General features: G+C 62.8%; 24 protein-coding genes and 1 tRNA gene. 14 read left to right on the top strand and 11 right to left on the bottom strand.

From position 1 onward, the window contains the following. Positions 1-86: 86 nt before the first annotated feature. Positions 87-746, bottom strand: coding sequence for a glutathione S-transferase family protein (locus DL1_RS16255; protein ID WP_038068290.1), 660 nt, complete (start codon positions 744-746; stop codon positions 87-89). 279 nt (positions 747-1,025) lie between these two features. Between DL1_RS16255 and DL1_RS16250 the strand changes: the two genes are divergently transcribed. The 4 genes from DL1_RS16250 to DL1_RS16235 all read left to right on the top strand — a co-directional run bounded on the left by DL1_RS16250 (position 1,026) and on the right by DL1_RS16235 (position 4,302). Continuing rightward, positions 1,026-1,628 carry a class I SAM-dependent methyltransferase gene (locus tag DL1_RS16250; protein ID WP_248642595.1) on the top strand — a complete coding sequence of 201 codons (603 nt, stop codon included), beginning with the start codon at positions 1,026-1,028 and terminating at the stop codon, positions 1,626-1,628. 210 nt (positions 1,629-1,838) lie between these two features. Then, positions 1,839-2,282, top strand: coding sequence for a c-type cytochrome (locus tag DL1_RS16245; RefSeq protein WP_038068288.1), 444 nt, complete (start codon positions 1,839-1,841; stop codon positions 2,280-2,282). Further along, a complete protein-coding gene (locus tag DL1_RS16240) occupies positions 2,260-2,883 on the top strand; it encodes a cytochrome b/b6 domain-containing protein (protein WP_245739573.1) in 624 nt (207 codons plus the stop codon). The genes DL1_RS16245 and DL1_RS16240 overlap by 23 nt, the downstream gene beginning before the upstream one ends. Before the next feature lie 39 nt (positions 2,884-2,922). After that, positions 2,923-4,302 (top strand): MATE family efflux transporter, encoded by a 1,380-nt coding sequence (locus DL1_RS16235; RefSeq protein WP_245739574.1) that lies wholly within the window; start codon positions 2,923-2,925, stop codon positions 4,300-4,302. A 14-nt stretch (positions 4,303-4,316) separates the two neighbouring features. Here DL1_RS16235 and DL1_RS16230 read toward each other — a convergent pair whose 3' ends face one another. The 3 genes from DL1_RS16230 to DL1_RS16220 all read right to left on the bottom strand — a co-directional run bounded on the left by DL1_RS16230 (position 4,317) and on the right by DL1_RS16220 (position 6,676). Beyond that, the gene (locus DL1_RS16230; protein ID WP_038068286.1) at positions 4,317-5,522 is read right to left on the bottom strand and encodes a UbiH/UbiF family hydroxylase; all 1,206 of its coding nucleotides are present in this window, start codon (positions 5,520-5,522) and stop codon (positions 4,317-4,319) included. Positions 5,523-5,686: 164 nt separating this feature from the next. Then, on the bottom strand, positions 5,687-5,920 hold the full coding sequence (locus tag DL1_RS16225) for a hypothetical protein (RefSeq protein ID WP_038068285.1): 234 nt from the start codon (positions 5,918-5,920) through the stop codon (positions 5,687-5,689). 105 nt (positions 5,921-6,025) lie between these two features. Continuing rightward, a complete protein-coding gene (locus DL1_RS16220) occupies positions 6,026-6,676 on the bottom strand; it encodes a pyrimidine 5'-nucleotidase (RefSeq protein ID WP_038068284.1) in 651 nt (216 codons plus the stop codon). Between the two features lie 94 nt (positions 6,677-6,770). On the opposite strand from DL1_RS16220, the gene DL1_RS16215 reads away from it, so the two are divergent. Beyond that, positions 6,771-7,424, top strand: a complete 654-nt coding sequence (locus DL1_RS16215; RefSeq protein ID WP_038068295.1) for a GntR family transcriptional regulator — start codon at positions 6,771-6,773, stop codon at positions 7,422-7,424. Here DL1_RS16215 and DL1_RS16210 read toward each other — a convergent pair whose 3' ends face one another. Further along, positions 7,425-9,473 carry a glycosyltransferase gene (locus tag DL1_RS16210; protein WP_245739575.1) on the bottom strand — a complete coding sequence of 683 codons (2,049 nt, stop codon included), beginning with the start codon at positions 9,471-9,473 and terminating at the stop codon, positions 7,425-7,427. A gap of 119 nt (positions 9,474-9,592) precedes the next feature. Next, the gene (gene carA / locus DL1_RS16205) at positions 9,593-10,759 is read right to left on the bottom strand and encodes a glutamine-hydrolyzing carbamoyl-phosphate synthase small subunit (RefSeq protein ID WP_038068283.1); all 1,167 of its coding nucleotides are present in this window, start codon (positions 10,757-10,759) and stop codon (positions 9,593-9,595) included. A 168-nt stretch (positions 10,760-10,927) separates the two neighbouring features. Here carA and DL1_RS16200 point away from each other — a divergent pair, with 168 nt between their 5' ends. Further along, positions 10,928-11,392: a GatB/YqeY domain-containing protein gene (locus tag DL1_RS16200; protein ID WP_038068282.1), complete on the top strand. Its 465-nt coding sequence runs from the start codon at positions 10,928-10,930 to the stop codon at positions 11,390-11,392. Between the two features lie 60 nt (positions 11,393-11,452). Continuing rightward, positions 11,453-11,635 (top strand): DUF3008 family protein, encoded by a 183-nt coding sequence (locus tag DL1_RS16195; RefSeq protein WP_038068281.1) that lies wholly within the window; start codon positions 11,453-11,455, stop codon positions 11,633-11,635. An 8-nt stretch (positions 11,636-11,643) separates the two neighbouring features. Here DL1_RS16195 and DL1_RS16190 read toward each other — a convergent pair whose 3' ends face one another. The 4 genes from DL1_RS16190 to lipB form a co-directional block, all read right to left on the bottom strand. Further along, positions 11,644-12,171 (bottom strand): DUF2244 domain-containing protein, encoded by a 528-nt coding sequence (locus tag DL1_RS16190; protein WP_038068280.1) that lies wholly within the window; start codon positions 12,169-12,171, stop codon positions 11,644-11,646. A 135-nt stretch (positions 12,172-12,306) separates the two neighbouring features. Next, positions 12,307-13,980 carry a cytochrome c oxidase subunit I gene (gene ctaD, locus DL1_RS16185; RefSeq protein ID WP_038068279.1) on the bottom strand — a complete coding sequence of 558 codons (1,674 nt, stop codon included), beginning with the start codon at positions 13,978-13,980 and terminating at the stop codon, positions 12,307-12,309. Between the two features lie 227 nt (positions 13,981-14,207). Continuing rightward, positions 14,208-14,639 carry a c-type cytochrome gene (locus DL1_RS16180; RefSeq protein WP_038068278.1) on the bottom strand — a complete coding sequence of 144 codons (432 nt, stop codon included), beginning with the start codon at positions 14,637-14,639 and terminating at the stop codon, positions 14,208-14,210. Between the two features lie 104 nt (positions 14,640-14,743). Next, the gene (gene lipB, locus DL1_RS16175; RefSeq protein WP_074854846.1) at positions 14,744-15,457 is read right to left on the bottom strand and encodes a lipoyl(octanoyl) transferase LipB; all 714 of its coding nucleotides are present in this window, start codon (positions 15,455-15,457) and stop codon (positions 14,744-14,746) included. Positions 15,458-15,790: 333 nt separating this feature from the next. Here lipB and DL1_RS16170 point away from each other — a divergent pair. From DL1_RS16170 to DL1_RS16140, 7 genes are all read left to right on the top strand, one after another. After that, positions 15,791-15,877 (top strand) — tRNA-Leu (locus DL1_RS16170). A gap of 316 nt (positions 15,878-16,193) precedes the next feature. After that, entirely contained in the window at positions 16,194-17,297 is a 1,104-nt protein-coding gene (locus DL1_RS16165) for an ABC transporter ATP-binding protein (protein ID WP_038068277.1), read from the top strand. Between the two features lie 96 nt (positions 17,298-17,393). Next, the gene (locus DL1_RS16160) at positions 17,394-18,470 is read left to right on the top strand and encodes an ABC transporter substrate-binding protein (RefSeq protein ID WP_038068276.1); all 1,077 of its coding nucleotides are present in this window, start codon (positions 17,394-17,396) and stop codon (positions 18,468-18,470) included. Positions 18,471-18,649: 179 nt separating this feature from the next. Then, positions 18,650-19,900, top strand: coding sequence for an ABC transporter permease (locus DL1_RS16155; protein WP_038068274.1), 1,251 nt, complete (start codon positions 18,650-18,652; stop codon positions 19,898-19,900). An 11-nt stretch (positions 19,901-19,911) separates the two neighbouring features. Then, positions 19,912-20,823 carry an ABC transporter permease gene (locus DL1_RS16150; RefSeq protein ID WP_038068273.1) on the top strand — a complete coding sequence of 304 codons (912 nt, stop codon included), beginning with the start codon at positions 19,912-19,914 and terminating at the stop codon, positions 20,821-20,823. A 181-nt stretch (positions 20,824-21,004) separates the two neighbouring features. Then, the gene (locus DL1_RS16145) at positions 21,005-21,517 is read left to right on the top strand and encodes a DUF6622 family protein (RefSeq protein ID WP_038068272.1); all 513 of its coding nucleotides are present in this window, start codon (positions 21,005-21,007) and stop codon (positions 21,515-21,517) included. A 9-nt stretch (positions 21,518-21,526) separates the two neighbouring features. After that, positions 21,527-22,048, top strand: a complete 522-nt coding sequence (locus DL1_RS16140; RefSeq protein ID WP_038068271.1) for a TetR-like C-terminal domain-containing protein — start codon at positions 21,527-21,529, stop codon at positions 22,046-22,048. 10 nt (positions 22,049-22,058) lie between these two features. On the opposite strand, the gene DL1_RS16135 is transcribed toward DL1_RS16140, so the two are convergent. Then, positions 22,059-23,108 carry an NAD(P)/FAD-dependent oxidoreductase gene (locus DL1_RS16135; RefSeq protein ID WP_038068270.1) on the bottom strand — a complete coding sequence of 350 codons (1,050 nt, stop codon included), beginning with the start codon at positions 23,106-23,108 and terminating at the stop codon, positions 22,059-22,061. Positions 23,109-23,125: the final 17 nt, after the last annotated feature.

Raw genomic sequence — 23,125 nt, 5'->3', positions numbered from 1 at the left:
CCGCCGCTGTCGGTGTCGGGCGGGGAGACGGAGGGAAAGCGCGTTCGGGGCTGCGAATCACTGGGCGGTAGGGCCCGATTCGCGGATCAGACGGGCTCGGCTTCGAATTTGCGCCACATATCGCGGAAGCCTGCACGGGCGTGGCACAGCTCAAGCCAGCGGGCCAGACGCGGGTAGGCGTCGAGGAGCTGCGGATAGGCCATCCCGTAGCGCAGGATCTCGGCGGTGTTGATATCGGCCACGGTGAAACGCCCGCCGACCATGTGGCTATGCCCTTCCAGATGGGCTTCGAGCGCTGCGAGCGGGCGCGCCAGCTTGCCGGTGAGCCGCGCGATCTCTTGCCGTCCGGCCTCGCTGTCTTGCTCGCCCCGCCGATAAAGCAGCGTCAGCGCCAGCGTGTCATTCTCGATCCAAGTGGCGGCAAAGAGCGCCCATTGCTCCATCAGGGCCAGCTCGCGCTCATTGGCGGGGGCGAGCGGTCCGCCGGACTTGCGTGCGAGATGCAGGTTGATGGCCAGCGATTCCGCCAAGATCAGCCCATCATCCTCAAGCACCGGGATCGCGCCCATCGGTGAGAGCTTGCGAAACTCTGCCGAGCGCGTGTTGAGCGGCGCGTCGGGTGCCAACGGATCGGCGAGGCGCACGGCCTGCACGACATGGGTCAGCTTGAAGGGCAGTTTGATCTCTTCAAGCAGCCACAGGGCGCGGCTGGCGCGGGAATGGTAGTTTCCGTAAAGCGTGGTCATCAGGATCTCCCTCTGTTGCACATGGTATGCCGGTGCGCAGCAGGAAATGGAAAGCCCGCATGCTGCGAGTTTTTGTCAGATGTGACATCGGTTCACACGACTTTGTTCGCCGCGCCGCGCGTCTCATTTGATGCGATCCTTTCGGCGCAATGCGTATTTGTTGGGCAGTGGCGGCACCGGGTGTAGGGTGGCGGCAAAAACACGCCCAAGCGCCGTGCGCGTAAACTTGCCCTCGCTCTGAGTGCCCCCCATCTCATCTTTATGGATAGGGAGGTTGCTGTGGATTGGAATGAGCGCTTTTCGGGTGTGGATTACCTATATGGTCGCGCGCCCGCCGATTTTGTCGCACGCCAGCAATGGCGCATTCCGCGCGGTGCCAAGGTCCTGTCGATTGCCGAGGGCGAGGGGCGCAATGCCGTCTATCTCGCAGAGCAGGGCGCGCAGGTGACAGCGCTCGAATCGTCGGCCAATGCGCGTGGCAAGGCGGCCGATCTGGCGCGTGAGCGCGGCGTGTCGCTGGCGTTCATTTCCGATGATCTGCGTGGATATGACTGGCCAGATGGCATCTATGATTTTGTTTTAGGGTGCTTTTTCCAGTTTGCAGACCCGGCGTTCCGCGATGAGATTTTTGATGGGATCGCGCAGGCCCTCACGCCCGGCGGGATCGCGATGATCCACGGTTTTGCCCGGCGTCAGCCCCGATATGGCAGCGGCGGGCCAGGGCAGGTTTCGCAGCTCTACGATCTTGATCTGCTGCACCAAGCCTTCCCGCGCTGGGAGGTGCTGCATCAAGCGGATTACGACGCCGATCTCGATTCGGGTACAGGGCATTCGGGGCGCGCGGCATTGATCGATTTCGTCGTGCGAAAGCCCGAGCGCTGAGCGTGTTTGCCAAAGGGCCTTAAACGGCGATGTCGGGCGGTTCCGTCGTAGAAATCTTGCGTGTGCGCGGAAAGTCGCGCAAGAAATAGTGCCTGTTCCGCAGCTTGGCAGACCAAATGTGTCTGGCCGCACAGCGATTAGGGCTTGGGCTATCCTCCGCTTCGTGTAACGATCGAGATCGTAACAATTTTCAACGATTGGGAGATCACGATGCGCAAGACCCTTCTCGCCCTTTGCCTGACGCTGCCTGCTGGAATGGTTGCAGCCCAGTCGCCCGACGATGCCGTGAAGGCGCGTCAGGGCTTTTTCCATCTGCTCAGCGCCCAGATGTCCGTGCTCGCGCCTATGGCTCAGGGCAAGACGGAGTTCAACGCCGACACAGCAGGCGTTGCGGCCAATAACATGGTGGCGCTGACCAATGTCGATATCACGCCGCTCTTCGTGAAGGGCACTTCGACCGACACGATGAGCAACACCCGTGCCAAGCCCGGGATCTGGGAAAAACCGAGCGATTTCACCGCGAAATATGCCGCGTTGAAAGAGGCGGTGGCAGCGCTTCCGGCAGCGGCGGCCAGCAAGGACACGCTCGGCCCGGCGCTCGGTCAGGTCGGCGGCGCATGCAAGAGCTGCCATGACGAATTCCGCGCGAAGTAACTCGATGCAGGCGGACAGCTCTTCCAAAGCTCGTGTCGTGAAGGTCTGGGATCCGGTTGTGCGGTCGTTCCACTGGCTCTTGGTGCTGGCGTTTGCCGGTGCCTGGGGCTTGGGGGAATGGGGCCCGAACCAGATGACTTGGCATTTCTATTTTGGCTACACGATCGGGGGCCTTGTGGTGATCCGCCTGATCTGGGGGCTTATCGGGCCGCGCCCCGCACGGTTCACGAGCTTCATCTATGGGCCGAACGCCACCCTGCGTTACCTGCGCCATCTGCCCACGCGCAATGCCTCGCATTGGCCGGGCCATAACCCGCTGGGCGCATGGTCCGTCTTTGCGATGCTCGGGCTTTTGATTTTGCAGGTTCTCACCGGGCTGACATCGGATCCGCAGGATTTCATCAATGTCGGTCCTTGGGCGCAATATGTGCCCGACAGCATCTCACAAAGCCTGTCGCCCAATGTGCATGAGACGATCTCCAGCGTGCTGCTGATCGTGGTCTGCCTGCATATCGCGGCGGTTCTGTATTACCGGTTCTGGAAGCGTGAAAATCTTATCAAGCCGATGATCACCGGCAAGAAGATCGTCAAAGAGGATTGAGCGCTTGACCGGTTGAACCTGCGGGGCTAGCGATCCCGCATGACCGATCTCGCCCCATCCCAAACGGCGCCCATGCCGATCGCCCGCCATATGCGGGCGATCTGTGTTTTGGGCTTGCCGCTGATCGGTTCCAATCTCGCCCAGATGCTGCTCAACGTCACCGACACGGTGATGGTCGGCTGGTACGGGGTGGAGGCGCTCGCCGCGCTCGTTCTGGGATCGTCCTATTTCTTCTCGCTGTTCATGCTGGGCAATGGCGTGGCGCTGGCGGTCATGGGGCGGGTCTCGGCCAGTCTTGGGGCGGGCGACGAGGTGCAGGCGCGGCGCGACACGCGCATGGGGATCTGGGTTTCGGTGCTCTATGGCGTAGCCGTGCTGCCGCTGACATGGCATTCCGCAACGGTGCTGGGCTGGCTGGGCCAGACGCCCGAAATCGCGGCTTTGGCGCAAGAGTATCTGCGCGTGCTGGGCTTTGCCTTGGCGCCTGCGCTGTCGATGATGGTGCTGCGTTCCTATCTTTCGGCACATGAGCGCACGCAGGTGCTGTTGTGGATCACGCTGGGCGCGGTCGTGTTGAACGCGGCGATCAACTGGCTGCTGATCTTCGGCAATCTGGGCGCGCCCGAGATGGGCGTGCGAGGGGCTGCGATTGCCTCGCTGAGCGTCACCTGCCTGAGCCTTGTGGCGCAGGCGATCTATGCCGCGCGCGCGCCGGGGCTGCGCCATATTGCGCTGTTCTCGCGGTTCTGGCGGCCCGATTGGGAGACCCTTTGGAGCGTCGTGCGGATGGGCGTGCCGGTCGGGCTGACATCGGTGGCGGAGGGCTCGATGTTTCAGGCCTCGGCGCTGATGATGGGCTGGGTCGGCACGATAGAACTGGCCGCCCATGGGATCGCGCTCGAAATCACCACGGTGGTTTTCATGATCCATGTGGGCCTGTCGAACGTGGCGACGGTGCGTGCCGGTCGGGCGCATGGTGCGCGCGATTCGCGGCGTCTGCGCGACGGGGCCCTTGTGGTGGTGAGCCTGTCGCTGGGCGTGGGGCTGCTGGCGATGGCGGGCTTCTTTGCCTTCGGTGCGCCGCTCTCCAAGCTGTTTCTGGATGCCGATAACCCGGCGACCCCGCAGATCGTGGTCTTTGCCGCCCGCTTCCTGATGGTCGCGGCGCTGTTTCAGCTGTTCGATCTGATGCAGGTGATGGCGTTGGGGCTTTTGCGCGGGGTGCAAGATACCCGCGTGCCGATGTGGATGGCAGTGCTCAGCTATTGGCTGATTGGCATTCCGATGAGCTATGTTCTGGCCTTCCCGCTGGGTTTTGGCGGGGTGGGGCTCTGGTTTGGTCTGGTGATCGGGCTGGCCTGCGCAGGCGCGCTGATGATGACCCGCTTCTGGCGCGGGCCGTGGCTGGCGCCGATGTAAGCGGGCGGGCCGTGTTAATTCACGCCCAGCCCTGCGCGCATCAGCCCTTTGCGCACCCGACCCAGCGAGTAAAGCGCGCCCAACACGCCCGCGCGCAGATCGCGCAGCGGACGGGCTTCCACCATCGAGATCCGGTTGAGCATGTCGATCCCGATCTCGCGGGCCTTCACCTCGGGCCAGCGGCGGCGGTGATAGGTGTCAAGCATCGCGCGCTCGCCCAGATGCGCAGGGTCGCGGTCGCATAGCTCAAGCAGGCAGGCCAGATCGGCGAGGCTCATGTTGAGCCCCTGCGCCCCGATGGGCGGGATGACATGGGCGGCCTCTGCGATCAGCGCCACGCGCTGGGCCGAAAACCGATTGGCGATCTGCGTCATCATCGGCCAGAGCGCGCGGCGGGTCTCTAGCTTGAGCGGCCCGAGAAGGCCGGTGGAGCGCTCCAGCATCGCGGCCTCGAATTCGTCCACGGGCAGGGCTGCGAGACGTTCGGCCTCGGCGCCGCGCTCCATCCAGACCACCGCAGAGGAGGGCATCCCGTCGCGATCAGGCAGCGGCACGAGGGTGAAGGGGCCACCCGAGCGGTGGATCTCGGTCGAGACATTCTGATGCGGGATCGGATGGGTGACCGCGAAGGCCAGCGCCTTTTGACCGTAATGGGTGGGCGAGACGCTCAGCCCAGAGGCCTCGCGGATATCAGAGTTGCGACCGTCGGCGGCGATCACCAGCCGGGCGTGCACATGACTGCCATCGCTCAGCGTGACCTCGGCGCCGCTCTCGCGCGTGGCGAGGGCCGTGGTCGCGATGCCGGGGCGGAAATCGACCTGCGGGATTTCGGCCAGACGTGCGACCATCTCGCGGCGCAAGAGCCAGTTGGGGAAGTTCCAGCCGAACGGCTCCTGCGACAGCTCGGCGGCGTTAAAGTCGCGCGTCAGTCGCGCTGTGGAGGTCTCGCCGCCTGCATCGACAATCCGCATGATCTGCAAGGGCGCGGCATGCGGCGCAAGGCGCGCCCATAGGCCTGCGGCCTCAAGCACCTTGCGTGCGGGCTGCAAGAAAGCCGTGCTGCGCATATCGGCCCCGGCATCCGACTCGGTCGTGACGGGCGGGTTCGGATCGACGCAGATCGTGGTGAAGCCCGCCGTGCCAAAGGCCGCCGCTGCGGTCAATCCGGCGACGCCGCCGCCCGAGATCAGGATATCGGTTTGCTGGATGTGCTGCGACATGAGGAGGCCTTTCGAAATACCCCGACACAATGCGCGTTTCGCGCGGCCAGTGCAATCGCGAGCGGCCCCCGCAACCCGGCGACATCTGCGCACAGGCAGCTTGCAGCTGATACGACCAAAAAGGGGCCAGCTTGCCCCTCTCGCCTGTGCGAAATTGCGCAGAGTTAGCCGCCTGCGGTCATGATCACCAGCAGCACGAGCATGCCCCATGCGGCGCAGACCGCCCAGAGGATCAATCCGCCAAGCCCCATTGTCGCTGTCAATCCAGCGGCAATCCCGATGATGACAATGGCCAGCAGATACATCGTGCGCGCCGAGATCTCGCCTTCTGTCTCGGCGTGGTGGTCGGACTGGTGCGCATGTTGCGCAAGGCCGCGTTCAGCGGTCGTCGTGGTCATCTTCAAGTCTCCCTTGCCTATCTCCCAGATAGCTTGGACCGATTTAGCGGTCGTAACGGTTCGTGGGGAGTCCCTGATGCGTGCCAAAACGTCGCATGCTTGGGGCTAGCCCTGAGCCAGCCGCGCGAGAAAGCCCGCAAGATCGTCTGTGTGGTGTTGGATGAACGGCTCTGACACGGGCTCCGGGGCGACATGGATCGTGCGCATGCCGAGCGCGTGGGGGTGGCTCAGATTGCGCGGATCATCCTCGAACATCGCGCCCCGGGCGGGCGTGATCCCCGCTTTGGCAAAGACGGTATCGAAGGCCTGCGCGCGCGGCTTGGGATGGAAGTCGGCGTGCTCGACGCCGTAGATGTCTTCAAAAAGCCCCGACAGCCCGCGCGCCTCAAGCACGCGTTTCGCATAAGGTGCCGAGCCGTTGGTATAGACGATCTTGCGGCCGGGCAGGGCCGAGATGCCCGCACGCAATGCCACATCATGCTCCAGATGATCGAGCGAGATCTCATGCACCTCGTCGAGAAACGGCACCGGATCGACGCCGTGCTCATGCATCAGCCCGGCAAGCGTCGTGCCATAAAGCTGCCAGTAGTGACCGCGCAGGTAATTGGCCTGCGCGCGATCCACGCTCAGCGTGCGCATCACGAAATCCACCATCCGCAGCTCGATCTGATCGAACAGCCGCGCCGAGGGCGGATAAAGCGTGTTGTCGAGGTCGAAGACCCAGTCGGTCACGTCGGAGAAGTCGCTATGCATCATGCGGCGCACCCTAAGAGGGCCGGCGCTGCGGTGCAATCTGCTTGTCTTCCGCCCGGGCGCGGGCCTACTCTGCCCCGGTATCAAGGCAGGACATATGCAAAAAGACGCCTACACACTCATTCTCGAAGCGATAGATGCGGGGATTTACCGCCCCGGCAACCGGTTGGTGGAATCCGAGCTCGCCGAGCGGTTCGGGGTGTCGCGCACGCCGGTGCGCGAGGCGTTGCAGCGCCTTGAGACGCAGCAGATGCTGGCGCGCGATGGCCGTTCGCTGATCGTAGCCTCGCTGGATCATAACCAACTGGCCGAGCTTTATGTCGTGCGCGCAGAGCTGGAGGCGCTGGCCGCGGGGCTTGCTGCGAAACATGCCGCCCCCGAGGAGGTCCGCGTCTTGCAGACCATGATTGATGAGGATCGCGGCCAACTCGACTCGCCCGAAGCGCTGAGCCGTTCGAACCGGCGCTTCCATCACCAGATTCATCTGGCCTCGCATAACCGCTATCTGGTGCAACAGCTTGATCTCGTGCATCGCTCGATGGCCTTGCTGGCGACGACCTCGCTTGCGGTGACAGGCCGTGTCGAGGCGGCACTGGCCGAGCATCAGGCGATTGTCGATGCGATTGCGGCGGGCGATGGTGAAGCTGCGGCTGCGGCGTTGCGGCTCCATATCTCGCGCGCCTTTGAGACCCGGCTCAAGCTGGATGCCGATGGGCACGGCACGGTCGGGCATTGGGCCGAGGCGTTGTAATTAATCGATCAGCGGCGCGCGGTTCAGGCGCGGCATGACCGGCTGTGTGAGGCTGGGCAAAGGGCCGTCTTGCGCCACGGGATGCATATGGGTTGGGGCGATATCATAGATTCCATGGCGGGTTTTTTCCCAGTAGAACGGCCGCAGGATCACCTCGTAGATCGCCTTCCAGCCCGCCAGCGCGCCGAGCGGAAAATAGGCCATAAGCGTGGGCACCCATTTGATCAGGTGCCGATGCTCAGCCCCGCGGACCGCCCACATACCGACCGCGATATTGATCAGCTCCGAGCCCACGAACACCGCCATCATCGGCCAGAAGGCAATGGCGGGGATATGCGAGGCAATCGGGTGCCAGATGCCCAACAGCGTGAGCCAGAAGCTCCATAGCACCGGCGCGAGGATATATTGCGACAAGGAGCCGAGGATCAGGATCTGCACGCCGATAAAGCGTTTCGGTCCCAGCTCGCGCCAGAGCCGCGCGGGGTCGCGCATATGCACGGCCCATGTCATCGCATAGCCCTTGAGCCAGCGAGAGCGTTGCTTGACCCACGGGATCGCGCGGCAATTGGCCTCTTCATAGGTGACGGCGGGAATCAGCTCTGTGCGGTATCCGTGCCGGGCGAGCCGTACGCCCAGATCGGCATCTTCAGTGACATTATGCGCGTCCCAGCCGCCAAGATCCTCCAGCGCGTCGCGGCGGAAAAATAGTGTCGTGCCGCCCAGAGGCACCACAAAGCCCAGCCGCGCAAGCCCCGGCAGAAACATCCGAAACCACGTCGCATATTCGATCGTGAAGCAGCGCGCGAGCCAGTTTGTGCGCGGGTTGTAGTAATCCAGAATGCCCTGCAGGCAGGCGGTCTGCGGAGGGGCCTGCGCAAAGCGGCGCGCCACCACGTGAAGCTGATCGGCGGCGGGCGCATCCTCGGCGTCCCAGATGCCGATCACCGAGCCACGACAGAAGCTGAGCGCATAGTTGAGCGCGCGGGGCTTGGTCTTGATCGGGCCGTCGGGAACCGTCACGACCCGCATCCATCGCGGAAGATCTGCTTGGCTAAGCGCCTCTTGGGTCATCTGGTCGCTTTGTTCGACCACCAGCAGAATATCGAGCAATTCGCGCGGATAGGTGAGCGTGCCGAGGCGTTTCACAAGGCGTGCGGCGATATCGGTCTCATGAAAGAGCGGCACCATGACCGAGATGATCGGCAGCCGTGGCATCGGGCCATGTTGGGCGCGCAGGACCTCGGGCGGGCGGGCCTGCATCTTGCGCAGGGCTAAAAATTCCGAGGTAAAGGCCATCAGCTTCAGCCCCATCGTGCCGATCAGGGTCAGCATCACCCAACCAAAAAGCAGCCAGAGCAACAGATCAGGGGCGAGATAGAGCCCGACAAGCAGGGCCGCGACGCAGCCACCCGCAATGCGCGCCGCGCGGGCTTCGTTGCGGTTGCGGCAGCTTTCGCGCGGGTCCACCTTAATCTCGGCGCGGCGCACCAAGGCCGTCTGACGGCGCGCCAGCAGGCTTTCGTGGATGCTGCGTTCGTCCGCGACCACCATGCGGCAGGGGCCGAACCGGGCCACAAGGGTGGGCTTGAGCCTTAGGAAATCTTCGGGGCGGGCGGTGGCGATCACGGTCTCGCCGCCCAGTGTGCACCACGGCACCATCGCCTCTGACAGGCAGCGCTCCGGTCCGATTGCATCGATCAGGCGGGGGTCGGGGGGCTGTGCGATGAGATCCACGACCGAGACCGACCATTGCCGCGCGAGGGCGGCCATCAGGACCGGCTCGCGTACCCAGCCATGGGTCAGCAGAATATCCCCGAGCCTTACATCTTCCCGGCGTCGCAGCGCGAGCGCCTTGAGCAAATGTCCCGGCTCGACCGCGCCCATCTCAAGCAGGATCTGTCCAAGCGGTGTGCGGCGTGGGCGAGCGGCTGTCGTGGCGCGCGCGGACCCGCTGGGATCGCCACGCGCGCGCATCTGTGCCGAGAACGGGCCTGCCACCGCATCCGCGCCGAGGGCAAACTCCAGTTTGATCGGCGTGGCATGTGCCATGATTTGCAGCTCCCCGGTGACGGCTCACACGGTCAAGCATGCGGGGGGCAGGGTTAACGACACGTTAACTCCGCCCCTTCCGATCAAAAATGTCTTAAGCGGCCCGGGTGGGGGTGCGATCAGGACGCTTTGCGGGCGCGGATCGCATCGGCGAAGCGCTCAAACAGGTAGTAGCTGTCTTGCGGGCCGGGGCTGGCTTCGGGGTGGTATTGGACCGAAAACACCGGGCGGTCTTTGAGCGCGATGCCGCAATTCGAGCCGTCGAACAGCGAGACATGGGTCTCGTCCACGCCATCGGGCAGGGTCTGGCTGTCCACGGTGAAGCCGTGGTTCATCGAGGTGATTTCGACCTTACCGGTGGTCAGATCCTTCACCGGGTGGTTGGCCCCGTGATGGCCGTGATTCATCTTGATCGTCTGCGCGCCGAGGGCGAGCGCCAGCATCTGGTGGCCCAGACAAATCCCGAAGACCGGCAGGTCGGTCTCCAGCACGCCCTTGATCATCGGCACGGCATAGGCACCGGTCGCGGCAGGATCGCCCGGACCGTTGGACAGGAACACCCCGTCGGGCTTGAGCGCGAGCACGTCTTCGGCGGTGGCGGTGGCCGGCAGAACCGTCACATCGCAGCCCGCCGAGGCCAGACAGCGCAGGATGTTGCGCTTGGCGCCGAAATCGATCGCCACGACCTTGAGGTCGTTGCCCTTCGCGGGCTGGTAGCCCTCGGGCCAGGCCCAACGCATCTGATCCCAGCTATAGCTTTGCGCACAGGTGACATCTCTGGCCAGATCGAGCCCTTCAAGGCCGGACCATTCGCGCGCCTTGCGGACCAGAGCCTCGATGTCGAATACGCCATCGGGATTGTAGGCGAGGGCCACATGCGGCGCGCCTTGCTGGCGAATCGCACGGGTCAGGCGTCTTGTGTCGATCCCACCCACGCCGATCCGGCCGCGCTTGGCCAGCCAGTCCTCGAGCGTCTCGGCCGCGCGCCAGTTGCTGGGCTCGGTCGGATCCCATTTCACGACCATGCCTGCGGCGACGGGCTCTGCGGTCTCGTCATCCTCGGGCGTCACGCCCGTATTGCCGATATGCGGGAAGGTGAAGGTCACGACCTGACCGGCATAGGACGGGTCGGTCATGATTTCCTGATAGCCCGTCATCGCGGTGTTGAAGACCAGCTCGGCCACCGTTTCGCCCGGTGCGCCAAAGCCGCGCCCGTAAAAGAGTTGTCCGTCTGCCAGCGCGATGAGCGCGGTGGGCTTTTCCGATGCGGTGTGGCTTACAGGCATGGCACGTTTCCCCCGAGACAAAATTCGCCGGAATTTAGGCGCGCGGCGCAGGCGGGTCAAGGGGCGTTAGGATATTTGTATTGTTCAACATTTTCAAACACTTGGCTCGGTTGTGTGCATTTCGCAATGGGGCTATTGTAGCGCCCTGATGCATAGGGGACGTGGATCATGGAAATGCGCGAACGGCTTTCAGCCGCACTTAAGACTGCAATGAAGGAAAAGGATCAGGAGCGGCTTTCGACGCTGCGGCTGATCAATGCGGCTATCAAAGATCGTGAGATCGCGATGCGCGCCGAAGGCGAGGGGGAGCAAACGGTCGGCGATCCCGAAGTTCTTGCGATCATGGGAAAAATGGTCAAGCAGCGTCAGGAAAGCGCACGCGCCTACGAAGAGGGCGGGCGGCTGGAACTCGCTGAAAAGGAGCTCTCGGAGATCTCGGTGATCGAGGATTTCCTGCCCCGCCAGCTCTCGGAAGAGGAGGTCTCGGCGGCCATTGATGCCGCGATTGCCAAGCTCGGTGCAGATTCGATCCGCGATATGGGCCGAGTGATGGGCGAGCTGAAAGGCCAATATACCGGCCAGATGGATTTCTCGCGGGTTGGCCCGCAGGTGAAGGATCGCCTATCCTCCTGAGCGCCGGAACTGCGACCCCGCCACGGCGTTCCTTTTGGGAACTCAGCCAAGGTGGGGCCCATGAAAGCACAATCCAAATCTCAGCAGCGCGCCGCCGGGGCGGCGCTTTCCGCCAAGCGGGGCGAGGCGAAGGTCTCGGACCTTCAGGGCGCGTCGCGCGAGATGTATGACACGATGAGCGAGGCCGAGCTTGAAGAGATGGCCTCGACTCCGCGCTCTGATTTGCCCGAAAATAGCTCTTAGGCTCAGGCCTAGCGCGGCATGCCGATCGGGGCGCGCGCCAGATCGAGATTGCGGCGCAGCTCATCATAAAGCGCGCGGCGTTCCTCGGGGGTGAGAAACGCGCCCAGCTCAACCTCGCGCGGACCTCCTGTCAAAGTCAGGTAATCGGGCACCGGCCCGCCGGAGCGGTCCAATGCGACCCGAACCCAATGCGGATTGGCCTCCCAATGGCGCGCGGGTTTGCGGCCCGGATCGTGCCGCGTCAGCCGCAAGCTACGCGGGCTCAGCGAGAGAACCTCCAGCACTTCGCCCGTGCGATAGCTATGAGACAGCGCCCACCACACGCCCGCCACGGCCATCGCGATGAAGGCCAAAACCCACCACATCTCAATCGTGCCCAGCAGCGCCAATAGCGGCAGGCTCACCATCACCAGTGTGATCGCGATGAAGATAACGAAGCCTTTGCGCGGCAGTGAGCGATAGGGCCACAGATGAAGCTCCGTGGTGTCTGGGGGCAATTGCGCTCCGGCGTCGCTCTGGGTCCAGCGATAGGGCATCGGGCTACTCGTTGAGAAACTGGTTCAGATGATAACCCCGATCGGCGCTTGGGCAAAGCGCACCGATCCCGAGGCGATACGAAAATGGCCCCGGATCACTCCGGGGCCATGCAAGGCTGCTACGCAAGGGCGCCGCTAATGCGCGTGGGCGTGATCCCAGTCCTCACGTTTGGGAAGCTGCTCGAACGTGTGCTCCGGCGGTGGGCAGGGCAGGGTCCATTCGAGCGTATCGGCATATTCGTTCCAATAGTTGTTCTCGGTCACGCGCTTGCCCCAGATCAGGGTGTAGAACACGATCCCGATGAAGAAGAGGAAAGATGCGAAGGACAGGAACGCGCCCATCGAGCTGAGATAGTTCCAGGTCGCGAAGGCCTCCGGATAGTCGATATAGCGGCGCGGCATGCCCTGACGGCCGAGGAAGTGCTGCGGGAAGAAAATCATGTTCGAACCGATGAACATCATCCAGAAATGCAGCTTTCCGGCCCATTCGGGATATTGCCGACCCGACATCTTGCCGATCCAGAAATAGACACCGGCAAAGATTGCAAAGACCGCACCAAGGCTCATCACGTAATGGAAATGCGCCACGACGTAATAGGTGTCGTGATAGACGCGATCCAGCGGAGCCTGGCTGAGTACCACGCCGGTCACGCCGCCGATGGTGAACAGGAACAGGAAGCCGAGCGCCCAGAGCATCGGGGTTTTCAGCTCAATCGAGCCGCCCCACATCGTGGCGATCCATGAGAAGACCTTCACGCCGGTGGGCACCGCGATCACCATCGTGGCGACCATGAAGTAGCTTTGCTGTGTGAGGCTTAGGCCGACCGTGTACATGTGGTGCGCCCACACGACAAAGCCCAGCACCCCGATTGCCACCATCGCATAGACCATCGGCAGGTAGCCAAAGACCGGCTTTCTGGAGAAGGTCGCGATGACGTGGGAGATGATGCCAAAGCCCGGCAGAATGATGATGTAGACTTCCGGGTGGCCGAAGAACCACAAGATGTGCTGGTAGAGGATCGGATCGCCACCGCCAGCCGGATCAAAGAAGGTGGTGCCGAAATTGCGGTCCATCAGCAGCATGGTGATCGCGCCTGCCAGCACCGGAAGCGACAGCAGGATCAGCCACGAGGTGACGAAGATCGACCAGGCAAAGAGCGGCACCTTGTGCAGCGTCATGCCCGGTGTACGCATGTTGAGGAAGGTGGTGATCATGTTGATCGCGCCGAGGATCGAGCTGGCGCCCGAGACGTGCACGGCAAAGATCGCGAGATCCATCGAGTAGCCGCCCTCGTTGACCGATAGCGGCGGGTAGAGCACCCAGCCCACGCCCGAGCCCATGCCGCCACTGCCGCCCGGTGCGAGCAGCGAGGCCACGCCCAGCGAGGTGCCTGCAACATAGAGCCAGTAGCTGAGGTTGTTCATCCGCGGGAACGCCATGTCGGGCGCGCCGATCTGCAGCGGCATGAAGTAGTTGCCAAAGCCGCCAAACAGCGCCGGAATCACGACGAAGAACATCATCAGCACGCCATGATAGGTGATCATGACGTTCCAAAGATGGCCGTCGGGGGTACATTCCGCAGAGGCGTTCGCGATGAAGCGCGCGCCTTCCTGACACATGTATTGAACGCCTGGCTCCATCAGCTCAAGGCGCATATAAACCGTGAAAAGGACCGAGATCAGACCGACCGCACCTGCGGTAAACAGGTAGAGGATCCCGATATCCTTGTGATTGGTCGACATGAACCAACGGGTGAAAAACCCGCGAGGATCATGCTTACCATCGCCGTGAACGGCTGCATCCGCCATGATGTTCTCCCATATCTTCGTGCAGGCCGGGGCTCCCTCCCGTGACCTGACTCAGCGTGACGTTATGGGGATTTTATCCTCGGGGCAAGATTGTCAGACACGCGGACGTGAAAATTTGTCGCGGTTGCGTGAAGTCTGCGTGTGCTCTGCCGTGAGCTTGGGCGCGGCGCGAGCGGGTGGCGCGGCGCAAGGCCGGGACGCGAACGCCCCGACCTATATCAGTCCGATCAGTTCGCCGGGTTGTTGGGCGACACGGCCGCCGAGGCGAGATAGGCCGCGATATCGGCCTGATCATTCCGTTGTTTGTAAGTCATGCCGGTGCGGGCATTGTCGATGCCAAGCTCTTTGTTGAGCCAATCCTTGGGATCGGTCATGTAGGGGATCAGCATATCTTCGGTCCAGACCACGCCTTTGGCGCCAACTTCCTGGATCGATTCCTTGTATTTGAAGCCCGGTTCGCTGGCGACCTGACGCCCGACGATGTTGTAGAGGTTCGGGCCGACCTTGCCGCCTTTGACGACGGCAGTGCCGTCGGGCTTGATGATCGAGTGGCATGCTTTGCAGCGTTTGAAGTCGCTTTCGCCCTTGGCGACATCCTGCGCGAGCGCGGGGCCGGCCAGTGTGATCGCAGCGAGCGTGGCAATCAGGCTGAGTTTCATCGCATTTTCCTTGTCTTGCGGTAGCTGGCGGAGCCGCTCGGCCCTGCCGTCATTGGCAGCGTCGCTGCCTTGGGCGCTTTTTAGCACGCAGCACGGGGGCTTTGTCAGCCGTTTTCTGGGCTTGAGGCGGGCAGAGCGCCGAAGCTGTGCGCGAATGTCGCACGTAACGCCACGTCCAGATCGGGCATCGTTGCGGGGATTCCGAGATCAACGAGGCTTGTCACGCCGTGCTCGCGGATGCCGCAGGGCACGATTCCGTCGAAATGCGACAGCTCGGGCTCCAGATTGATCGAGATCCCGTGGAAGCTCACCCAGCGGCGCAGCTTGACGCCGATCGCCGCGATCTTGTCCTCGCGTATCGAGCCGTCCGCAGCCCTTGGCTTGTCGGGGCGGCTCACCCAGACGCCGACGCGCCCATCGCGCAGCTCGCCCTTGACGTTGAACTCGGCCAGTGCCGCGATCACCCAAGCCTCGAGCTTGCGCACGAAGCAACGCACGTCGCGTCCACGCTTGTTGAGATCGAGCATCACATAGGCCACGCGCTGGCCCGGCCCGTGATAGGTATATTGCCCGCCACGCCCGGCCTCAAAGACTGGAAAGCGATCTGGATCGACCAGATCCTCGCGCCGCGCCGAGGTTCCGGCGGTATAAAGAGGGGGATGTTCCAGCAGCCAGATCATCTCGGAGGCCTCACCGGCCGAGATCTGCGCCACGCGGGCCTCCATGAAGGCAAGGGCCTCGTCATAGGGCACCGGGTCTTCGCTTATGCGCCACTCGACCATCTTGCTTCCTTTCCGGGGCAGGGCTTCCTGACCCATGGCCAACGTTCCTAGCATCGCCTTTTGCCCATCGGGCAGGCCGGACGAAAGTGAATTGGAGGGTTCGGGGCAGAAACACAAGAGGCGGATGCCTTGCGGGCGGGACATGTCGCATGCAGGCACACCGGGAGGGCCGCGGTACGCGGGGTCTTCTCTTTCGTCGGGAATCAAGGCGCCGCGCAGCCGATCAGACAGGCAGCCGGCGGCCCCGCCAAAGGAGGCTTGCCGTCGCGCTCTGGACCCTCTCGTCAAAAAACTATGCGTGAAGCTGAAATACCCCCTTTTCATCCCCGCGCCCTTTGGCTAAGACGCGCCACACCAAGCCTAGACAGTGCGGTCGTGGCGGAATTGGTAGACGCGCAGCGTTGAGGTCGCTGTGGGGTAACTCCCGTGGAAGTTCGAGTCTTCTCGACCGCACCATTTCAAAAACACCCGGACCTTGTGTCCGGGCTTTTTGCATTCCGGGCTCCGGCATTTCCCGCGGTATCCTGAACGAAAGCAGGCTGGCTCTCCTGCCTCAAACTCTCTCAAAACGCCATTTCAGCGCCACTATAGACAGGGAATGGTCGCGCACTGCGCGTCGCCATGTTTGCGCTGACATTTTTTCGGGCAGTTCACGTCTGCGCCGGGGGAGATGACATCTGCATGAAAATTTTTGTTGAAATTCAAAAATCCTGTTGCTTTAGTCAACTTTACGGGAAGTGACCAACTATAAAAAACCAATGGGGAGCCCGCTTTGACAAACGCTGACAGCGGCGATGGATTCGTCGTATTCGACCGCGTGCAAAAGAGCTATGACGGCGAGACGCTCGTCGTGAAGGATCTCAACCTCTCAATCTCAAAGGGGGAATTCGTGACCATGCTGGGCCCGTCGGGCTCGGGCAAGACGACCTGTCTGATGATGCTGGCGGGCTTTGAGATGGCCACGCATGGTGAGATTCGTCTGGACGGGCGCAACATCAACAATGTGCCGCCGCATAAACGCGGGATCGGCATGGTGTTTCAGAATTACGCCCTGTTCCCGCATATGACGGTTGGCGAGAACCTCGCCTTTCCGCTGAATGTGCGCGGCATGAACAAGAGCGATCAGGAGACCAAGGTCAAACGCGCGCTCGACATGGTGCAGATGGGCCGTTTCATCAACCGCCGCCCGGCGCAGCTTTCGGGTGGTCAGCAGCAGCGGATCGCTTTGGCGCGCGCGTTGGTTTTCGACCCCGAGCTGGTCTTGATGGACGAGCCTCTGGGCGCGCTCGACAAGCAATTGCGCGAGCATATGCAATTCGAGATCAAACACCTGCACGAGAGCCTTGGGATCACGGTGGTCTACGTGACCCACGATCAGGGCGAGGCGCTGACCATGTCCGACCGGGTCGCGGTGTTCGACGATGGGCGCATTCAACAGCTCGCGCCGCCCGATGAGCTTTATGAACGGCCGCAAAACAGCTTCGTGGCGCAATTCATCGGCGAGAACAACAAGCTGCCGGGCAAAGTCGAAAGCCTCAATGGCGATACCTGCACGGTGCGGCTGGAAACCGGCGAGATTATCGCCGCAACGGCAGTCAATATTGGACAATCCGGGCAGGAGACGCTGGTCTCGATCCGCCCTGAGCGCGTTGAGTTCAAGCCCGAGATGATGCCCGAGGGCTCGCATATGATCTCCGCCGAGGTTCTCGAGGTGATCTATATGGGCGATATTTTCCGGACCCGCATGAAAGTCGCGGGCTCCACCGAATTCGTGATGAAGTCGCGCAATACGCTCGATCAGAAACGCCTGACACCGGGCGAGACGATCAAGATCGGCTGGCATCCGCAAGACGCGCGGGCGCTGGAGCCGATGTAAGACTGCATCGTGCGGGCCCTCGCGCCTGCACGATCTGCCGCAATGATGCGGCCAACGGTGAAAACACCGACATAATCAATCAACTGGGAGTATCCGATGAAGAAAGTTCTTGTTCTGAGTACCGCAATTGCGGGTCTTGCGGCTGGGAGTGCCAGCGCGCAGAGCGTGACTGTCCTGTCGTGGGGCGGGTCCTATGAAAAGAGCCAAGTCGAAGCCTATAACAAGCCCTTCACCGAAGCGACCGGGATCTCGGTGAACATGGAGGCGGCGGACAACCCCGCCACGCCGATCAAGGCACAGGTTGAGGCCAATAACGTGTCGATCGATGTCGCAGATGTCGAGAAATCCGATGCGATCCGTCTGTGCGACGAAGGCCTGCTGGAGCCGCTCGATCCCGATACCGATCTGGCGGCGGCCCCCGATGGCACGCCTGCGAGCGACGATTTCATCGACGGCTCGTTCACCGATTGCGGCGTGGCCAATATCGTGTGGTCGACGGTGATGTCCTATAACACCGATAAGGTCGACGGCGATCCCACCACCATCGCGGATTTCTTCGATACCACGAAATATCCGGGCAAGCGCGGTCTGCGCAAATCGGCCAAAGGCACGCTGGAATTCGCGCTGATGGGCGCGGGCGTTCCGGCCTCCGATGTCTATAAGGAACTTGGCACTCAAGAAGGCGTCGACAAGGCGTTTGCCGAGCTCGACAAGATCAAGGGCGACGTTGTGTGGTGGGATGCGGGCGCACAGCCGCCGCAGCTTCTGGCCGATGGCGAAGTGGTGATGAGCACCGCCTATAACGGGCGTATCTTCAACGCCAAGGTCGCCGAGGATCAGCCCTTCAAGATCGTCTGGGACGGTCAGCTTCTGGACTTCGACTTCTTCGTGATCCCGAAGGGCGCACCGCATCTCAAGGAAGCCAAGGAATACCTGAAATTTGCCACCGGTACGAAGCCGCTTGCGGATCAGGCGAAATGGATCTCCTACGGTCCGGCTCGTAAATCCTCGGCTCCGATGGTTGGCCTCTATGAGGACGGCAAGACCGAGATGGGTCCGGAAATGCCCACCGCGCCGGACAACATGACGAACGCTCTGGTCAATGACTCGGAGTTCTGGGCCGATCACGACACCGAGCTGAGCGAGCGTTTCAACGCTTGGCTGTCGAGCTGATTTGATCCTTCGGGCCGCGCGGCACTCCCGCGCGGCCCGTTCCGGTTTCCGGCAAGATACGGTGCGCCTGAGCGCGCCAGACCAGGCGCTGAACGCCTGTGTATAGGGCCGTTGCGACTGGCCCGTGCGATCAACGCCGCTACGCGCGCCAGTGCGACCCCGCTTCCCGAGGAGAGATGATGTCCGACGCCACGACCCCACTCACGACAGCCGATGGCAAGCCGCTCAAGGCCGCGCTCGCGGCGAGCATGATGCGGGCCAAGCGCCGCGCATTCCTGCTTGTTGCGCCGCTTTTCCTCTTCGTTCTGGTCACCTTCGTTGTGCCAATCGGGCAGATGCTGTTTCAGTCGGTCCATAATGACGGGTTTTCCTCGACCGCGCCTGCGCTGAAGGAATGGTTCAGCGAACACCCGCTGGGCACGCCCTATGACGAGAGCGCCTATGCCGCACTTGCCTCCGACCTCAAGCTGATGCGCGAGAACCGCACGCAGGGGCAGGCGGGGACGCGGATCAACTATGACGTGGCGGGTACGCGTTCGCTGTTCACCTCGACCGCGCGCAAGATCAACCGGATGGAGGCTCCTTGGAAAGAGGCTCTGCTGGCTGAGAATGAGGATTGGGCCGACCCGAATCTGTGGCGCGCGATGCGGTCGGCCTCGAACCCTTACACGATTGATTTCTACCTCGCAGCGCTCGACCATACCCGCGACAAGGACAACAACATCGTCCCGGTCGACGAGGGCCGCGCGATCTATGGCAAGCTGTTCTTGCGCACCGCGATCTTGTCGATCGTGATCACCGTGCTGTGCATGTTGCTGGCCTTTCCCATCGCGCATCTGCTGGCCACGCTGCCGCTTGCGAAATCGAACCTGTTGATGATCTTCGTGCTGTTGCCATTCTGGACCTCGCTTCTGGTGCGCACGACCTCGTGGATGGTGCTCTTGCAACAGCAAGGCGTGCTGAACGATGTGCTGGTCTGGCTGGGGATCCTCAACAACGATGGTCGTCTTGAGATGATGTATAACAAGACCGGCACGATCATCGCGATGACGCATATCCTGCTGCCCTTCATGGTGCTGCCGCTCTATTCGGTGATGCGCACGATCCCGCCCTCCTATGTGCGCGCCGCGCGCAGTCTTGGGGCGACCTCGTGGACGGCGTTTCGCAAGATCTACCTGCCGCAGACCCTGCCGGGGATCGGGGCGGGGGCGCTCTTGGTGTTCATCCTCTCGGTTGGCTACTACATCACGCCCGCCTTGGTCGGCGGTGCCGATGGTCAGCTGATCTCGAACATGATCGCCTTCCATATGCAGAAATCGCTCAACTGGTCGCTGGCGGCCGCGCTTGCCTCGCTGCTTCTGGGCGGGGTGATCATCCTCTACTGGCTCTATGACCGGCTGGTGGGCATCGACAACATGAAACTGGGCTGAGGAGAGACGGCATGGCACTTCCCGCATACGCAAGCCCGCTCGAGCGCGTCTGGCACTACACCTATCTCGTGCTCTGCGGCCTGATCTTCTTCTTCCTGATCGCGCCCATTGTGGTGATCATTCCGCTGTCGTTCAACGCGCAGCCCTATTTCACCTTCACCAAGGAGATGTTGAACTTCAATCCGGCGGGCTATTCGATGCGCTGGTATGACCTGCTGCTGACCTTCGGCATGCAGGAACCGCAGGCCGAGCGCGGCTGGTCGTGGTGGATGGACGCATGGCAGCACGCGACATGGATCGGGGTCGCGAAAAACTCGATCATCATCGGGTTCTTCTCGACGATCCTTGCCACAGCTTTGGGAACGCTGGCGGCGCTTGGCCTGTCGCGTCCTGAGATGCCCTATCGTCGGGCGATTATGGCAGTGCTGATCTCGCCGATGATCGTGCCGATCATCATCACCGCGACGGGTCTGTTCTTCTTTTACTCCAAGGTGGGGCTGGCCCACACCTTCCCGGGCATCATCATGGCGCATGCCACGCTGGGGATTCCCTTCGTGATCATCACCGTCACCGCAACTCTGGTGGGCTTTGACTACTCGCTCAGCAGGGCTGCGGCGAATATGGGGGCCGATCCGCGAACGACATTCTTCAAGATCATTATGCCGTTGATCCTGCCGGGTGTGGTCTCGGGCGCGCTCTTCGCCTTTGTGACCTCGTTCGACGAAGTCGTCGTGGTGCTGTTCGTGGGCGGCTACGATCAGCAAACGATCCCGCGTCAGATGTGGAACGGCATTCGCGAACAGATCAGCCCCGCGATCCTTGCTGTGGCCACGATCCTCGTCTTCTTCTCGATTGCCTTGCTCACGACGGTCGAGTTATTGCGCCGCCGCTCCGAGCGGTTGCGCGGCTTGAGCCCGGGCTAAGTCAGCCCTTCGAGCCTTATTCGGGACCGGAGTGGTTCCGCTCAAGCGCCCTCGCGGGAAACCGTGGGGGCGCTTTCTTGCGCGATGTCACGTTCGGTTGAGGCGACGGGGCGCAGGCTTGATTGAAGCGCGACTCCGTTTTAGTCATAACTAACACTGTTAGTATTTGCCGGAGCTCGCCATGCTGATTACGTCCATTCTATCGAACACCCCGGTCTGGGTCTGGGTTTTACTCGCCTTTCTGGTGCAGCGCGGGCTCAAGGCCCGGCAACCGCAAGAGATGCCGCCATGGCGGGCGCTGATCATACCGGGGGTGTTTCTCGCATGGTCGTTGATCGCGATCTGCAACCAACTCACCGACTGGAGAACCGCTCTGGCGGCTTTTGCTATCGCGCTGGCCCTTGGCTTCGCGGGAGGTTGGATCAATACGCTGCGCCTGCCCGCCGCCCGCTACAACCCGGAGACCGGCCTGATGTGGCGTCCGGGCACCGCGATGACCTTGGTCCTGATCCTCATAGCCTTCTGCGCAAAATATACCCTCAATGTCGCGCTTGCGATGGAGCCCGAACTCGCGGCTCAAGCCGGATTTGCGCTGCTGTTCGGGGGGATCGCCGGGCTGGTCGCGGGCGCGTTCTGGGGCGGTACGGCGCTTCAGTTCCGCCGTGCCTTCGCGCCGCGCGCCGCCTTGTTCTGAGAGTGCAAGATGGCCGAACGGAAATATCATCACGGCAATCTCCGCGCAGCCCTTCTCGCGGCGGCCCGGCAGGCTCTCGAGGCGAACGGCCCCGCATCGCTTAGCCTGCGGGCGCTGGCGCGCGCGGTGGGGGTTGCGGCCCCGTCGGTCTATAACCATTTCGCGGGGCTTGAGGCGCTGACGCTCGCGCTGGCGCGCGAGGGGTTTGCCGAACTGGCCGCATACCTTGAAGGCGCAGGGCATGATCCGCTGGAGGTCGGGCTGGCCTATCTGGCTTTCGCGCGCTCCAACCCCGGCCTCTATCGGCTGATGTTCGGTGAGGGGCGCCGCGATGACAGCGCCGAGGGGGAGGAGCTGCGCGCACAACGCAAGGCGGCCTTCGCGCCGATTTTGGCGCTGGTGGACTCGCGTGAGATGGCGCTGCATGATTGGGCGCTGGTCCACGGCCTCGCCTCGCTGGTGATCGACGGACAGGTGCCGCTGGGCGAGGATCCCGAGGCGCAACTGCGCGCGATCCTCACGCAGCGCTAAGGCCGCGCGCTCAAAGATTGTCGGTGACGCGAAACCCCTGCGGGATCGCGTCGTGCCCCTCGAGCACCAGATCGACCATCACGTCGGCGATTTTCGGCGCCATGCCAAAGCCGATCTTGAACCCGCCATTGGCGATGAAATGGCCCTCGCGCCCGGGCCAGCCGCCCAGCATCGGGGCGCGAGACTTCGCACGGGGGCGCAGCCCGGCCCAACGGTCGATGACAGGCGCATCGCGGAGTTGGGGGCAGAGCGTGCGCGCCCGCTCAATCAGCGTCTCAAGCTGTGCATCGGTGCTCTCGGGCGCGTCATAGAGGCGCTCGGAGGTCGAGCCGATCGCCACCGTCCCATCGCTATGCGGCACGATATGCAGGCCCTCGGCATAGACCTGCGGCACCGCCCCCGCGTCATGGCTCAGCAGCGCGGATTGCCCCTTCACGCCATTGCCCACAGGCGCGCCCAGCGCCTCGCTCAAGCCGAGAAGCCCCGGTGCGCCCGTGGCATAGATGACCGGACCGATCTCTTCTGCGGCGCCGATCACGATCTGCCCCCCCAATGCTTTCAGAGCAGAGGCCAGAGCCGCACAAGCCGCGCGGGGGGCAATCCGCGCGCTCAGCGTGTCATGGATTACAAGCCCGGTGGGAGAGGGGGGCACGAAAGGCGCAAACTCAGCCGCCTCAGCGACCTGCCACTCGGCAAACCCATCCCACAGCTCGGCCGCGCCTGCAGCCCGCGCCTGCGCGCGCTCTACTTGGGCTGCGTCGGCCAGCGGCTGGATGCGGCCTAGCCGCGCATAGCCTGGATCGATCCCGCCGGTCTGGCCGACCCACGCCCAGAACGCCTCTGCCATGCGCAGGCTTTCGAACTGGAACTGCTTTTTCGGGTTCCACTGCTCGGGCACATGCGGGGCCAGCGCACCGACATGCCCGCCCGAGCTGCCCGCGCCGATGGCCACGGACTCGATCAACCGCACCCGCGCGCCGCGCCGCGCGGCTTCGCAGGCGATGGACAGCCCGAAAATGCCGCCGCCGCGCACGGTGAGATGAGGTCCTGCACTTGTCATCGGAGGCTCCTTGCGGC

The sequence above is a fragment of the Thioclava dalianensis genome (assembly GCF_000715505.1).
GTDB classification, from domain to species: domain Bacteria; phylum Pseudomonadota; class Alphaproteobacteria; order Rhodobacterales; family Rhodobacteraceae; genus Thioclava; species Thioclava dalianensis.
The sequence above is the reverse complement of the archived record's forward strand: the minus strand, read 5'-3'. Positions and strand labels throughout refer to the sequence as shown.